The organism is Chryseobacterium sp. R2A-55, assembly GCF_021401085.1.
In the GTDB taxonomy this organism is placed as follows: Bacteria; Bacteroidota; Bacteroidia; order Flavobacteriales; family Weeksellaceae; genus Kaistella.
This window is the reverse complement of record NZ_JACBFP010000013.1, coordinates 1-14,583: the sequence shown is the minus strand read 5'-3', so window position 1 is coordinate 14,583 and position 14,583 is coordinate 1. Positions and strand designations below refer to the sequence as shown.

Annotated in this window: 11 protein-coding genes; 9 read left to right on the top strand and 2 right to left on the bottom strand. The window is 37.1% G+C overall.

Translation table 11 applies throughout. The features are described 5' to 3' along the window. Window positions 1-70: 70 nt before the first annotated feature. From gyrA to L0951_RS12345, 3 genes are all read left to right on the top strand, one after another. Entirely contained in the window at window positions 71-2,683 is a 2,613-nt protein-coding gene (gene gyrA, locus L0951_RS12355) for a DNA gyrase subunit A (RefSeq protein ID WP_234111566.1), read from the top strand. A 31-nt stretch (window positions 2,684-2,714) separates the two neighbouring features. Continuing rightward, on the top strand, window positions 2,715-4,106 hold the full coding sequence (locus tag L0951_RS12350) for a tetratricopeptide repeat protein (protein ID WP_234111565.1): 1,392 nt from the start codon (window positions 2,715-2,717) through the stop codon (window positions 4,104-4,106). A gap of 221 nt (window positions 4,107-4,327) precedes the next feature. Next, on the top strand, window positions 4,328-6,100 hold the full coding sequence (locus tag L0951_RS12345; protein WP_234111564.1) for an aminopeptidase P family protein: 1,773 nt from the start codon (window positions 4,328-4,330) through the stop codon (window positions 6,098-6,100). Window positions 6,101-6,155: 55 nt separating this feature from the next. Here L0951_RS12345 and L0951_RS12340 read toward each other — a convergent pair whose 3' ends face one another. Continuing rightward, window positions 6,156-6,596, bottom strand: coding sequence for a phage tail protein (locus tag L0951_RS12340; RefSeq protein ID WP_234111563.1), 441 nt, complete (start codon window positions 6,594-6,596; stop codon window positions 6,156-6,158). A gap of 90 nt (window positions 6,597-6,686) precedes the next feature. Between L0951_RS12340 and mnmE the strand changes: the two genes are divergently transcribed. Then, window positions 6,687-8,102, top strand: coding sequence for a tRNA uridine-5-carboxymethylaminomethyl(34) synthesis GTPase MnmE (gene mnmE, locus L0951_RS12335; protein ID WP_234111562.1), 1,416 nt, complete (start codon window positions 6,687-6,689; stop codon window positions 8,100-8,102). A 183-nt stretch (window positions 8,103-8,285) separates the two neighbouring features. Then, entirely contained in the window at window positions 8,286-9,359 is a 1,074-nt protein-coding gene (locus L0951_RS12330; protein WP_234111561.1) for a site-specific integrase, read from the top strand. 169 nt (window positions 9,360-9,528) lie between these two features. Here the strand turns inward: L0951_RS12330 and L0951_RS12325 are convergent, their stop codons facing one another. Continuing rightward, window positions 9,529-11,301, bottom strand: a complete 1,773-nt coding sequence (locus L0951_RS12325) for a TOPRIM nucleotidyl transferase/hydrolase domain-containing protein (RefSeq protein WP_234111560.1) — start codon at window positions 11,299-11,301, stop codon at window positions 9,529-9,531. A gap of 141 nt (window positions 11,302-11,442) precedes the next feature. Here L0951_RS12325 and L0951_RS12320 point away from each other — a divergent pair, with 141 nt between their 5' ends. The 4 genes from L0951_RS12320 (at window position 11,443) to L0951_RS12305 (ending at window position 14,481) form a co-directional block, all read left to right on the top strand. Then, entirely contained in the window at window positions 11,443-12,162 is a 720-nt protein-coding gene (locus L0951_RS12320; RefSeq protein WP_234111559.1) for a hypothetical protein, read from the top strand. Between the two features lie 438 nt (window positions 12,163-12,600). Next, entirely contained in the window at window positions 12,601-12,900 is a 300-nt protein-coding gene (locus tag L0951_RS12315; protein WP_234111558.1) for a helix-turn-helix domain-containing protein, read from the top strand. Next, a complete protein-coding gene (locus L0951_RS12310; RefSeq protein ID WP_234111557.1) occupies window positions 12,893-13,828 on the top strand; it encodes a hypothetical protein in 936 nt (311 codons plus the stop codon). The genes L0951_RS12315 and L0951_RS12310 overlap by 8 nt, the downstream gene beginning before the upstream one ends. A gap of 167 nt (window positions 13,829-13,995) precedes the next feature. Further along, the gene (locus tag L0951_RS12305) at window positions 13,996-14,481 is read left to right on the top strand and encodes a hypothetical protein (protein WP_234111556.1); all 486 of its coding nucleotides are present in this window, start codon (window positions 13,996-13,998) and stop codon (window positions 14,479-14,481) included. The last annotated feature ends 102 nt before the right edge of the window (window positions 14,482-14,583 follow it).

Here is a 14,583-nt window from a genome sequence, read left to right as displayed (position 1 = left end):
TAAAAATCGAAATTCAGGAAAATCAAAGATGTTGATTAACGGATTGGTTTTCAAATCATTAAAATAGATTATGCAAAAAGAAGGAGAAAGGTTAATTCCTATCAACATTGTTGATGAAATGAAATCCTCTTACATCGATTATTCCATGTCGGTAATCGTTTCCAGAGCGTTACCCGATGTAAGAGACGGCTTGAAGCCCGTTCACAGAAGAGTCCTTTACGGTATGTACGGACTCGGCGTTTTTTCAAACAGAAAATATTTAAAATCAGCGAGGATTGTCGGAGACGTGCTCGGTAAATACCATCCACACGGCGATACGTCAGTTTATGATGCGATGGTGAGAATGGCGCAGCCGTGGAGTTTGCGCTATCCACAGGTTGACGGGCAGGGTAACTTCGGTTCCATGGACGGTGACCCACCTGCAGCGATGCGTTATACCGAAGCAAGATTGAAAAAGATCTCTGATGAGATTCTTGCGGACCTGGATAAAGAAACGGTTGATTTCCAAAATAACTTCGACGATTCATTAACGGAACCAACCGTCCTTCCCACGAAAATCCCAAATCTTTTGGTGAATGGAACTTCCGGTATTGCGGTGGGAATGGCGACCAATATGGCGCCTCACAACCTTTCTGAAAGTATCGATGCGATTGTGGCCTATATCGACAATAACGACATTACCATCGATGAGCTGATGAAACACATCATCGCTCCGGATTTCCCCACAGGTGCAATTATTTACGGCTATGACGGAGTTCGCGATGCTTTCCACACGGGAAGAGGTAGAATCGTTTTGCGTGCAAAAGTGAATTTTGAGGAAGTTGGAAACAGAAATGCCATCATCGTCACTGAGGTTCCTTACCAGGTGAATAAAGCCGATATGATTGCCAGAACTGCGGAACTGGTGAAAGAAGAAAAGATTCCTGGAATCTACGAAATCCGTGATGAATCTGACAGGCAAGGAATGAGAATCGTGTATGAACTGAAAAACGACGCGATTCCGAATGTGGTGCTCAACATGCTTTACAAATATACTGCACTTCAGACTTCTTTCAGCGTAAACAATATTGCGCTGGTAAAAGGAAGACCTGTACAGTTGAATTTAAAGGATATTATTCATCATTTCGTGGACCACCGTCATGAGGTGATCGTTAGAAGAACCGAATTCGAACTTAAGAAAGCCAAAGAAAGAGCACATATCCTCGAAGGTTTCATGAAGGTGATTGGAACCCAGGATGACCTGGACAAAGCAATTGCAATCATCCGCCACAGTGCAAATCCGCACGAAGCGAAGGAGGGATTGATGAAGGAATTCGATCTTTCGGAAATTCAGGCACAGGCGATTTTGGATTTGAGGCTCGCCCGTTTGACGGGAATGGAGCTGGACAAAATCCGTGCTGAATACGAAGAAATCATGAACCTGATCAAGGATTTGGAAGATATTTTGACCAACCTGCCGAGACGTTACGAAATCATCAAGACCGAACTTTTGGAAATGAAGGAAAAATACGGTGATGAAAGAAGAACTGAGATCGACTATTCCGGCGGTGAATTGTCCATCGAAGATTTGATTCCGGATGAAAAAGTGGTACTGACCATTTCCCATGCCGGTTATATTAAAAGGACTTCGCTTTCCGAGTATAAAGTTCAGAGCAGAGGTGGAGTAGGAAACCGTGCTGCGACCACAAGAGACGAAGATTTTCTGGAGTACATTGTGACGGCGACCAATCACCAGTACATGTTATTTTTTACGGAAAAAGGAAAATGTTTCTGGTTGCGGGTTTTCGAAATTCCGGAAGGCTCCAAAACGGCGAAAGGAAGAGCGGTTCAAAACTTGATCAACATAGAGCCAGACGATAAAATCAAAGCATATATCCGGACCAACGATCTGAAAGATTCCGAATATGTGAATCAAATGAACGTGGTGATGATCACCAAAAACGGAACCATCAAGAAAACTTCGCTGGAAGCTTATTCCAGACCAAGAACGAATGGGGTCAATGCGATTGAAATCCGTGATAATGACCAACTTTTGGGCGCAAGACTGACCAGCGGAAATTCCGAAATCATGATTGCCACCAAAAACGGAAAATGTATCCGTTTCCCTGAAGAAAAGGCAAGAGCAGTAGGCAGAAGCTCCATCGGTGTTCGTGGGATTTCCTTGGATCATGGAGATGAAGTTATTGGTATGATTGTTGTGAATGACGTGCAGAATGAAACCGTTTTGGTGGTTTCTGAAAAGGGTTACGGAAAGCGTACTGCAGTGGAGGATTACCGTGTGACTAACCGTGGAGGAAAAGGAGTAATTACTTTAAACATCACCGAAAAAACAGGAAATCTGATTGCGATTCAGGCCGTTACAGATGAAGATGGATTAATGATCATCAACAAATCGGGTGTTGCCATCCGGATGAATATGGATGAAATGCGGGTGATGGGAAGAAATACACAGGGTGTACGAGTAATCAACCTTAAAAAAGGAGATGAAATTGCCGCCATCGCAAAAGTGGAAATGGATAAAGAAGTGGTAGAAGATGAATTGGAAGAGACAGCTGATTCCATGAACGCCGACCAGACAGCGGGCAATATGGCTGATTTAGGTGACCTGAAAAATATGGAGCAACCGGAAGCAATTGAAAACGAAGAAGATCCGGAAAATTCTGCTGACGGTTCCGAAGAATAAAATGTAAAACAATCTTATCTTATCATTAAAAATGAAGAAAATATTTTTAAGCATTGCAGTGGTTTCCATCACTTTCGCAATGGCACAGAAAAAAGAGATCTCCAACGCGGTGAAGGCCATTGACGGGGGAGATACCGCCACAGCAAATGCGCAGATTTCCGCAGCTGAGTCTGCAATGAATGGGAATGTTTATTTGCTGGAGCCGGCTCTTCAGGAGCAGTATTATTATGCAAAAGGACTTGGCTTGCTGAAAACGGGAAAAGTTGCTGAAGGAGCAATCTATTTAGCAAAAATCAATGATTTTGCCAAAAACAAAATCTACTCCGGGAAAGATGCTTCCAAAAACAGAGTTTATTTCGTGGGAAAAGCTGCTGCAGACGCTTCCGGAATCCAGGGTCTGAAAGAGGAAACTTACAGTCCGACTCTTTTGCAGAGCGTGGAAAAGAATATTTTTCCTTTAGCCGACAAAGCCAACAAAGCTGCGATCGATGCCTTTAACCAAAAGAATTATGATTTATCGGGGAGTAAATTTAAGGAAACCTATTACCTTTTGAAAGCTGCCGGAAGTGACGACGGTTCAATCCTGCTAAATGCGGTAACCGCTTATACCAATGGGAAAAACAATGTGGAATCCATCAAAATTTTTGAAGAGTTGATCGCGATGGGCTATACCGGAGTTCAAACCAACTATTTGGCCACCAACAAAAAGTCCGGGGAACAGGAGAAAATGAACAAGACCATTTTTGATTTCCAGAAGAAACTGGGCGATGCATCGGAATATAAAGACTTCAAGATGGAAACATCACCAAGTGTAGAAAAGCAGATCTACCAGAATCTTACCGATGAACTTTATACAGAAAAAAGGTATGATGAAGTGATAAAATATGCGGATATGGGACTGAAAAAGTTCCCTAATGATGAGAAACTGATCAATATCAAAGGATTGGCCTATTTCAGTTCGGGGAAATCAGCGGAATTTATTGAGATTCTTAAAGCTCAGGTTGCAGCCAACCCGAAAGACGTTGACAGCTGGTACAATCTGGGAATTATGCTGAAAAGTGATCCTGCACAATATGAAGCTGCAAAAGCTTCATTCCTGAAAGCGATCGAGCTTAATCCCAATTATTCCAATGCGCTTCAAAACATCACCTTCCTCATCATGGGAGATGACAGCAAGGCGATCGATGATTACAATGCGGCCAGAAAATCCGGAAAGATTGATGCCGCCAATAAAATCATGGAGGCAAGAAAGAAAAGGTTTGCCGAAGCATTGCCTTATGCAGAAAAGTGGTACCAGACTGACACCAACAACCTCGATGCGGTGATTCTGTTGAAAGGACTATATATGTCCACAAAAAATGATGCGAAATTCCAGGAATTCAAAGCAAAAGAAGCTGCTTTGGAAGCTGCAGGAAAAAAATAGTTGGAACATTTTTCCATCCTCAGGATATGCTGAATTTGTTTTCAGCATATTTTTTTTGCTTTTCGAGACCATTCATATACAGGTTCTGAACCCTCGGAATGCTTCAATATTCACTGTTATTATGCTTAAATCCAGGAACCGTTAATTTCCTTTAAAATTGGAAAATACCATTGCCAACCCTCGTTTTTTTCGTAATTTCACCCAGCAAAAATTCAAAAAATATGACGACTTCTGAAAAAATATCGGCGCTTCGCCAAAAAATGTCCGAAAATAAAATCGACGCCTTCATCGCCTATTCCGCAGATCCTCACATGAGCGAGTATCTGCCGCAAGAATGGCAGGAAAGAGCCTGGATTTCAGGATTCACCGGTTCTGCAGGATTTGTGGTGATTACTCAAAATAAAGCCGGTTTATGGACGGACGGCAGATATTTCGTGCAAGCCGCCATAGAACTTGAAAATTCCGGGATCACTTTAATGAAAGAAGGCGAGGAAGAAACCCCAAACTATATCGACTGGATCATCTCCGAAATTCCGGAAAACGGAACGGTAGCCGTGAATGCTTTGGCTACTTCCAATGCGAATTGGGAATTGCTTACTAAGCAACTGAACTCAAAAAATAGAAAGCTGGTTGATTTGCCATTGCTAAAAGAGATTTGGACAGACCGAAACCCGAATGCCAAAAAGAATCCGGTTTTCGTACACCCCATCGAAAGAGCGGGAAGATCGGTGACCGACAAACTTTCAGATATCCGAAATAAAATGGAGGAGCTCGGTGCAACTGCCCATATCATTTCCAGTTTGGATGATGTTGCATGGACTTTGAACCTGCGCGGAAGCGATGTGCAGGCCAATCCGGTTTTCCTCGGCTATATTATTCTGACGAAAAATAACGCAGGCCTGTTTGTTGATCTGGAAAAACTGGATCATGATGCGAGAAAACAGATGGATAATTCTTTTGTGAAAATGCGTCCTTATGAGGAGTTTTTCCCGGCACTGGACCGCATGAAAGACGAAAAAATCCTCATTTCGCCCAACAGTAACCAATCGATTTTTGAGCATTTAAAGAATGATAATACCTTTATCAAAGCACCTGTTCCGGGAAATCTGATGAAAGCCATTAAAAACGAAACCGAACTCGAAGGCTTCAGAACTGTGATGCAGCGTGACGGAGTAGCCATGGTGAAATTCCTTTACTGGCTGACTCATCAAGCGGGAAAAGAAGCGATGACCGAGTTTTCGATTGGCGAAAAGCTCCGCGATTTCCGTGCGGAAGGGAAAAATTTCGTGGGCGAGAGTTTCGGCTCAATTGTCGGGTATCTTGACAATGGTGCCATCATGCATTATTCCGCGAAAAGTGAAGGAAGCAAGGAAGTGACCAATGCTTCATCGATCCTGGTGGATTCTGGCGGACAATATCTGGAAGGGACCACCGATATTACCAGAACGCTGGCTTTAGGTGCGGTGTCTGATGAATTTAAACACAACTGTACTTTGGCCCTGAAAGGTTTGATCCAGCTTTCTATGCTGAAATTCCCTAAAGGAACCCGTGGGGTGCAGCTGGATGCTTTTGCGAGGATGGCTTTGTGGAAAGAGGCAAAAGATTACAATCACGGAACCGGTCATGGTGTGGGAAGTTTCATGAATGTGCATGAAGGTCCGCAGAACATCAGAAAAGACATGAATCCGCAAGAATTGATTCCGGGAATGGTGGTATCCAACGAACCGGGATTCTATCTGGATTATCATTACGGAATCCGTCATGAAAACCTGATCGCAGTGAAAGAATGGAAGAAAAGCGATTTTGGAAATTTCTATGAATTCGAAACGTTAACGGTTTGTCCTTTTGACCGAAATGTGATCGATGTTTCTTTACTGACCGAGCCGGAAAAAGACTGGTTGAACCGTTACCATCAATGGTGTAAAGAAAAACTGGAAAACGATTTGGAGGGCGAAGTGAAAACCTGGTTCCTGGATCAGGTGAAACCTCTGTAAGCTAAACCAAGAGTAAATATCGGAAAAAGCCGGTTCCACGCGGAACCGGCTTTCTTTATTTTCCTATTTTTTCTATCTTAAAACCGTCATGTGCCAAAATCAAGCTTTCGGTGGCCAGATTGCTATCGTTGGAAATCAGGACCGGTCCTACATATTTTGCAGGGAAGGCGTTCTTCAATTTCCAGATCATGATCGGTTGGTGTTGGTGGTCCAGCAAATGAATCACCACATCCCTTCGTTCCACGGTGCCAAAATTGTTGGTATTGATCCATTCAAAAAACTGATTGTCACCCTGGATGATATTCCTTTTTAACACCACTTCCGAAAATCTGGTGATTCCGGGAATTTTCAGTTCCATATTTTCCGGGGAATTGCCGTTGCGCAATGCCAGTACATCCACCGAGATATCCAGTCCGCTGATTTCCAGAAATTCCACTCTGTTCCCGCCCCATTCTGCCATGAAATGGTAGCGGTTGATTGTTTTTGGTTGAGCCATGATTATAAGTTTTAAAGTTGAAATCAAAATTACAAAAACGGTTTGAAAAATGGCAGGAAAAATCTCTTTCAATTTCCCTAAATTTGCAAAATGAATCAGGACACCATCTGTGCATTGGCAACGGCAAACGGAGTAGGAGCCATCGGAGTTATCAGAATTTCGGGGATAAAATCCTTTGAAATCGTCAACAAAATTTTTCAGGGAAAAGATCTGACGAAAGTGGCGTCCCACACTGTTCATTACGGTTTTATCCTCGATAAAGATCCTCAAAAGCCGGAAGCAGACTCTATCGATGAAGTGATGGTTTCCGTTTTCAAAGCGCCGAAAACCTTTACCGCAGAAGATTCTGTGGAAATCTCTTTTCACGGATCGCCTCATATTGCGAAAAAGTTGCTCGAAGTCCTGATTAAAAACGGCGCCAGAATGGCGAAAGCCGGCGAATTTACCATGCGTGCCTTCATGAACGGAAGAATTGATCTCAGTCAGGCGGAATCCATTGCTGATTTGATCGCCTCTGAAAATGAAGCGTCTAGAAAAGTGGCATTAAACCAATTGAAAGGCGGGATTTCCAGTGAGATTTCCGTTTTGCGGGGAGATTTGCTGAACTTCACTTCTTTGGTGGAGCTGGAACTTGATTTCGGGGAAGAAGACGTGGAATTTGCGGACCGGACCGCCATGAACTTGCTTCTGAACCGTCTGGAAAATAAACTGAATTCGCTCATCGAAAGCTTTCAGTATGGAAATGCCATCAAGAATGGAGTAGATGTCGCCATTATCGGGAAACCCAACGCCGGGAAATCCACTTTGCTAAACGCTTTGCTGAAAGAAGAGCGGGCGATTGTTTCTGATATTGCCGGAACTACGCGCGATACGATAGAGGAGGTTTTGCACATCAATGGAAATGCTTTTCGGCTGATCGATACGGCAGGATTGCGGGAAACCACCGATGAGATTGAGAAAATCGGAGTGGTAAAAGCCAAAGAAAAGGTGGAGAAAGCATCGGTTTTGGTTTATCTGATTGATGCCCATTGCAGCGATATTTCCGGGGACATCCAAATGCTGAACGAACTGATGCGCCCAGATTTAAAAACTGTCATCTGTCTGACGAAGATTGATAAAACCCTTCATTCCACTGATCATCTCGAATCTTCAGAATTGGTTTCTCAACTCGATTCCGGAGTTCGGAGTTCGGACTTCAAGCTGCTACAAATTTCGGCTTTGGAGAACCAGAATCTTCAGGCGTTAAAAGATGAACTTACCAGTTTTGTTGAAAACCTGAAAACGGAAGAAAATACGATCATCACGAACCAGCGTCATTACGAAGCGTTGCAGAAATCCCTGGATTCAGTAAACAGGGTGAAATCTGCCATTTCACAGGGAATCCAGACCGAACTTTTGGCGTATGAACTTCGGAATGCTCTGGAACATCTTGGAGAAATTTCGGGTGAATTTACGAATGATGAGGTTTTGGGGAATATTTTTTCTAAGTTTTGTATCGGTAAATAACATAACCTCTTTAAAAAGCCCATTAATAAAGACAAAAATGAAAAAACTCTTATTTTATGAGAGTTTAGAAAAAGTTTTTCTTTTCCTTTTGTTTCTTTTTATATGGTTTATCATTCCAAAGTTGTAAGTATTATTTAATGATTTTAATTTTAGGTAATTAAACTTATTAAAATCAATAAAAAAATGACAGCTTACACCAGAAAAAGACCGCTCAAAGAAAAAGGAAAATTTGCTTTGTATTTAGATTTATTTGCCCACGGAAAACAATGGCAGGAAAATCTGAAACTTTACCTTGAACCTGAAAAAGGAAATCCCACTATCAAACAAATGAATAAACAAACCTTAGCGATTGCAGAAAAGGTAAGAGTGGAACGACTACACCAACTTCAAAATGAAAGTTTCGGAATTAAGAAACCAACAAAAATGTATCTCAGTTTCAATACATTTTTTCTTGAATTGTGGGAAGAAAGAAAAAGAACAGGAGTAAATTTTGCAACTTGGGACAGTGTTTATAAGCAATTGAACAATTTTAACAAGAAGATTTTGTTTACTGAGATTACAGAACGATTAATGGAAGAGTTCAAAGCATATTTATTGAAAAAACTTCATCAAAATTCAGCTTCCCAGTATTTCAATATCTTCAAGCACTCGGTTCACGAAGCATACAGAAGAAAATTGATAAAAGACAATCCTGCAGAAACGGTAAAATTTATCAAAGAAGTAGAAACCCATAGGGAATATTTAACTAAAGAAGAAATTGAAAGATTAATAGAAGCAGATTGCAGATATGATGTTTTGAAAAGAGCCTTTTTGTTTTCTTGTTTCACAGGACTACGTTGGTCGGATATTAATAAACTCACTTGGAAAGAAATTCGTGAAGTAGACGGCGTTCATCATATTATTTACAGTCAGAAGAAAACCAAACATTCGGAAGTCTTACCAATCTCGGATAGTGCGGTTAAGTTAATGGGAGAAAGAAAAGAAGACGAAGACCGAGTATTTTCGGGATTAAGATATTCTGCATATATGAATACAGCACTTTTACAGTGGTGTATTAGAGCAGGAATTACTAAACACATAACTTTTCACTGTGGAAGACACTCAAATGCCATTTTGCTCTTAAATAATGGTGTTGATATTTATACAGTATCTAAAATGTTGGGACATAGAGAATTAAAAACGACTTCGGTATATGCGAAAGTATTGAACAATACCAAGATAGAAGCTGTGAATAAGTTGCCTGCTTTTAGGGTGTAAAAATTTCCTCTTTAACCAAAATTTATAAGAAATGAATCTGTAAGAAAATTTTAGTTAAAATTATCTTGATATAAACCAAATAAAAAGACTTAGGAATTGAGTAGGGAAACTAATTTAAACCCGATGTTTTTTTGTTTTTGTAATTCATTCAAAAATAAAATTATACAGTCTATTGGAATGTTATAATGTCGTTGGTTGTAATTCCCTTATCTGATGAAAAATCTATTTCAAATTTTGGAAGGAATGAATCAGCTGATGTAATTTTGATAAAGAAAGTTTGTCCATGCCATTTTAGTTCTGTAATATTAAAAAGATCTCCAATTTTAAGAGCCTTATATTTTGTATTTGAAGTAAGAGCTTCAATATTTATACATCTTTCTTCAATTATTATAGATTGCATCTTAGATAAAACTTTGGTTAACTCATTCTTCATATATTTTTTACTATCAAATTTATCTTTGGTAATAGATTTAATAAATTCAATGACTTTTTTATATCTGTTTGATAAATCACTAATGTTTTCAGTTTTTATCGACTGAAACTCAACATCAAATAGCTTAATTTTTTCCTTATCATCATCTGGACTAACTGATGGGTTTTTGTAGAGAGTTTCAAGGGAGCCAGTGTCAATAATGAAAAAGCCTGCTTTTGCTAAGACTTCAATTGCTTTCTTACTTGAAGATATCAGGAGTTCAATTTTGGCTAAAATTGCAGGTTGATTAAGTATTTTCTTTATTGTATCAGACTCTTTCAAAACCAACTCAAGTGCTAGGCTTTTTGAATTATCAGTTTTTCTCTTAATTCTATCCATATGCACATAGATTTTTTCCTCTGTATCGAGGTCTTTAAATTGATCGTCAGCCAATGCGATTAATGCATCTATAATAGAAGATAGATTATCTTTTATGTTTCTTGAAATATATTGTTGAATGTCAGTTGCAATCGCAGACATTTCCTTAACAACAATAGGATGATTATTAAATTTGTCAAGTAATTTACTCTCAATCAGGTTATCTAAGTCGCCAATATAATATGAAGGTTTGTTGATTGCAGTACAAAGTAAATGAAGTGTAGAAAAATCATCTTTTCCTCCAGTCTCTACAATACTAAAATCATGTCTGCTAATGTCAAGATCAATAGCATCCAACACTTTTTTAAAAATAACCTTGTCTCTAAATTCCTCGCAAAATATGACTGCTTTTGAATGTGCAAGTAGCCATTTTTCAGAGTCTAATCTCAATAAGCTTTTTTCCAAATGCAGTTTTTGTCCTTCAGATAAAGTAGAAAAATCTGCTTTTTTACCGTTAATTTCTTGAGGGTCGGAAAAAAATGTTGCCTGTTCTAATTCTTCAATAGATTCTGGAGAAAAAAGAATCGGCGAATGTGTAGCAAGCCAAAATTCAATATCCTGCTCATCACTTAAACGGATCATCTCATTTTTTAAAAAACGCTGTGCTTCTGGATGTAGAGAAAGCTCTGGTTCATCAATGAAATATTTATTTGAAAGTCCTGAATTGATAAGAGTTAAGAGGATTAATAATTCTCTTAGACCAGCACTTTCTCCTCTTAAATCGTATCTTGGAATTGTTACGGATTCAAAACTATCATCATCCAAACCAGATGTTATTTTAAAATGTTCTGATCTCTCTACGATCTCAACTGAAAAATTCCTTCCAAGCTTACGTGATAATATTTGAAAAACGCTGTATCTTAGAATTGAATCTTTTCGGAGTAAAGCCATTGCAATTTGTTCTGGTGCTGTTTTACTTTTTTCACGATATTCCTTAAGTGTTCTTTCACTTTGTGCTTCGGAAAATTGAAAAGATCCTTGTGGTCTTTGTTTAGGAATATAATATCCCTTATTTGAGGTGCATAGTTTATCTAACGCTCTAGTTTTTCCTGTACCATTAGGACCTACTAAGTAATGTATTTTTGAAATCATGGCATATATGTCTAAATTGTCTTAATAATCAATAATTTCAAATATAAATATTTTTCTTAATAGCTAATCAGAAAATGACATATTACTAATTAAGGTTAAATATATCAAAATTACTATTTTTGAGAAATAATTTATAAATACATGGCTAAAGAAGATATACCCTTTGAATTATTAGATATACTTGATCCAATTGTAAAAAGTAATAAAGATAAGGTTAGCATTTCTCATTTTTTGAATGATAAAAATGAACTTGTTTTTGACTCTAATAATTTTAAAGACAAATTTTATTTCAAAATCAATTATAAATTACAAAGGATGGCGCAAGTAAATAACGCATCTAAAAATGTTTATTTAGTTACATATTATCCATATACCGAAAATAAGCTCAAAGAATACAGTGCAGAACAAACGGCAGATAATATAAAACAACTTTTTACAAATTGGTTGTCTTATTTGGATAAATATGAAAATACAAGCACTTTTTTAGATGACCCCCTTATAGAAGCTTATCAGAAAGATATTTTTAAAAATACTTTGAAATTTTTGCCTGAACCTGATGATGATAAGCCGTATCCTCTAATGGCTCAAATGAATTTTATTGATTATTTGGAGAATCTGGAGAATATTATAAAAGAAGAAATTTCCTCAAATAAAAATCAGGAAGATAAAAAGAATCTAAAACACTCATTAAAACATATTGAAAATATCAAAGAAAATATTAATAAGCTATCAAAAGGAGAAATTAAGAGTAAATTCTCATTATCATTAGCATATATAGCAAAAGCCAGTTTGAAATTTTTCACACAACTTACAGCTGAAATAGTAAAAGAAGTAGCAGTTAAAGGTATTATTGGAAGCTAATACCTTTAAATATAAAAATATCATCGGTAAAGTAAAAAGGAGAGGAGCATTTCGGCTTCTCTTTTTTTGTTTTCCAATGTTAAATAATTATTAACAATTAGATGTAAATTTCCGAAAGCCAAAATTTTTCACTATGTTTAAAATAAAGTATAAAACAAAACAATTATGAGGTTGAATTAATTAAAAAAAACGGACAAACAAAAAGATAACATTAACAACTAAAACTAACAGTAAAAAAACAGAAAACATTATTTAGCCACAAACTAATACCTTCCGTTGCTGTCTTCAAAATAAAAATATTTTAAGATTCTCAAGCAACTTTTCTTACCCTGATTTATCAGGATTCAAAATCGTAAAGGTGGATTCTTCCACTACAAAATCGCACATCGTTTCGAGCAGAATTTTTCTGCAAGTATTAATTAAATCCAATTATTTAATATGGACAAGAACAGTGTTGCGATATCTGAAATCATTTCGCAAGTTTTAAAAGGTAATAACAAGCTGATTTTCAAAGACTTTTTGGATGTCAGCGAAGCGGCTGCATTCCTAGGTGTAACCAAAGGATGGATGTATAAGCTCAATTATCATAAAATTATTCCATACTACAAACCTCACGGAAAAAAAATCTATTACAAACGAGAAGACCTGTTAAGTTATTTATCGGGTGGGAAACATTATTCCTCAGCAGAATTAAACGAAAGAGCTAACGAAATATTAAAAAATTTAGAAAATGTTTGATTCCGTTAGCTTTAAGATAGAGAACTTTCAAAAGCAGGATTTTGCTCATTTGATTGAAAATTATGTTTACAAAGAACCTCAAAATTTTGGAAACAAATTCTTGGTGGATTGGCAGAATCTAAGAATCAATTTTTATCCTGAAACCAAGATTGTAAATGTGAAAAATTCGGCTCATAAATTCTTCAATAGGGAAATTGAAAAAAATGATTTGGGGAACTCCGATGATTTTACCAGACCCAATCTGATAAGAACGATTTCCTTGTTAGAAGAAGGATTCAGCCGAGAAGCAAAAGAAATGAAATTATTCGGAAGATTGGAATATGGAATTAATATTCCTACAGGAAATCTCAATCCTTATGATGATATTATTTGCAGATACCAGTCTATTGTCAAGAATTTCACGAATCCTTTCTACGATTTCTATAATCCAAAAGGAAAAGTTTTTGCAAAATTCTGTCCATTTTCTCATTACACGGTAAAATGTTACTCAAAAGGACATCAAATGGGAATCCCGAAAATGAATGTATTGAGGTATGAAATCGCCAATCACACCTTGGAAGAAACAAGACGACTTTTCAAAAAAGCAGATGTTTCAGTGGAAGATTTAAAGAAAAAGCAAATTTGGATTCTGTGCTTAGAAAAATTGCTTGAAATCTACGAGCTGATTAGGGTGATTCCGACAGGACAAGACGGAGAAGAATTGTATTCGCAGATGCTGTGTTATTCAAATTCTTTGATAAGAAAGGATTTCAAAAAGAATTTAGCGAAATACCAAAACACTCTCAAAGAGGTTCACGATAGTTACAAAAACAGCAAAAATAATGTTCATTCAGTGGTAAAAGAATCTTTGGACGAGCAATATTTAAAGTTGGTAAATAAAACAAAAATAGTAGTAAAAAAATCGGAATCATTAACCTTAAATCTTTAACAATTATGGAAATTAAAGCTTGCAGAGGAAGTCCACTAAATTGTAAAAAAAATCGTCAAAAATTATGACCTGTTGGTCATATAAAAATTCAAAAAAAGTTCAGTAATTTATAATATATAGCTGAACTTGAAATTAATTAACATTATTATAACAAAAAAAATTAGATTATGCGTAACAACGATAATAATATTTCAGAAATTAATGAGCATTTTGAAAAATTCGGCTATGAATATGTTTTAGATGCTAATGACTTACTAATAAGAGAAATTAATAAAGCGGAACACCCTATAGATTTAATATTTGATGATTCACGTGAATTGAGCCGTTTTATTGATGATGTTTTGAGAAAAACATCCAGACAGGTATATTACATTTCTTCTTTTGAGATAGAAGATAAAACCATATTTTACTATAAAGAGATTGATGAATGTATAGCGTATGGCATAACTCCACTTACAGAAAAAAATGAAAAATGTTTATATGATGATGTCACTTATTTAGTAGACTTACGCAGACTAAGCAGCTGTTCTATAAAGCAATTAGATGAATTATTTCAAAGGTTATTCGAAGATGACAAACTTTTTGGTGGTGTTCCGATTGTATTTATTAGTAATAGTCTGGGCGATATTAATGGTTATATAGTCTCTCCTTAAAACGCCATCAACATATTGACAATCAATAAATTAATTGTAATTTTTCTTGTTTTTCTTTGCAGGATTTTGTATATTTGAGCATTAAAACCTTGCAAATATGTT

Coding starts and splice junctions, on each gene's coding strand:
- gyrA (WP_234111566.1), top strand. CDS start 71: ATGCAAAAAGAAGGAGAAAGGTTAATTCCTATCAACATTGTTGATGAA.
- L0951_RS12350 (WP_234111565.1), top strand. CDS start 2,715: ATGAAGAAAATATTTTTAAGCATTGCAGTGGTTTCCATCACTTTCGCA.
- L0951_RS12345 (WP_234111564.1), top strand. CDS start 4,328: ATGACGACTTCTGAAAAAATATCGGCGCTTCGCCAAAAAATGTCCGAA.
- L0951_RS12340 (WP_234111563.1), bottom strand. CDS start 6,596: ATGGCTCAACCAAAAACAATCAACCGCTACCATTTCATGGCAGAATGG.
- mnmE (WP_234111562.1), top strand. CDS start 6,687: ATGAATCAGGACACCATCTGTGCATTGGCAACGGCAAACGGAGTAGGA.
- L0951_RS12330 (WP_234111561.1), top strand. CDS start 8,286: ATGACAGCTTACACCAGAAAAAGACCGCTCAAAGAAAAAGGAAAATTT.
- L0951_RS12325 (WP_234111560.1), bottom strand. CDS start 11,301: ATGATTTCAAAAATACATTACTTAGTAGGTCCTAATGGTACAGGAAAA.
- L0951_RS12320 (WP_234111559.1), top strand. CDS start 11,443: ATGGCTAAAGAAGATATACCCTTTGAATTATTAGATATACTTGATCCA.
- L0951_RS12315 (WP_234111558.1), top strand. CDS start 12,601: ATGGACAAGAACAGTGTTGCGATATCTGAAATCATTTCGCAAGTTTTA.
- L0951_RS12310 (WP_234111557.1), top strand. CDS start 12,893: ATGTTTGATTCCGTTAGCTTTAAGATAGAGAACTTTCAAAAGCAGGAT.
- L0951_RS12305 (WP_234111556.1), top strand. CDS start 13,996: ATGCGTAACAACGATAATAATATTTCAGAAATTAATGAGCATTTTGAA.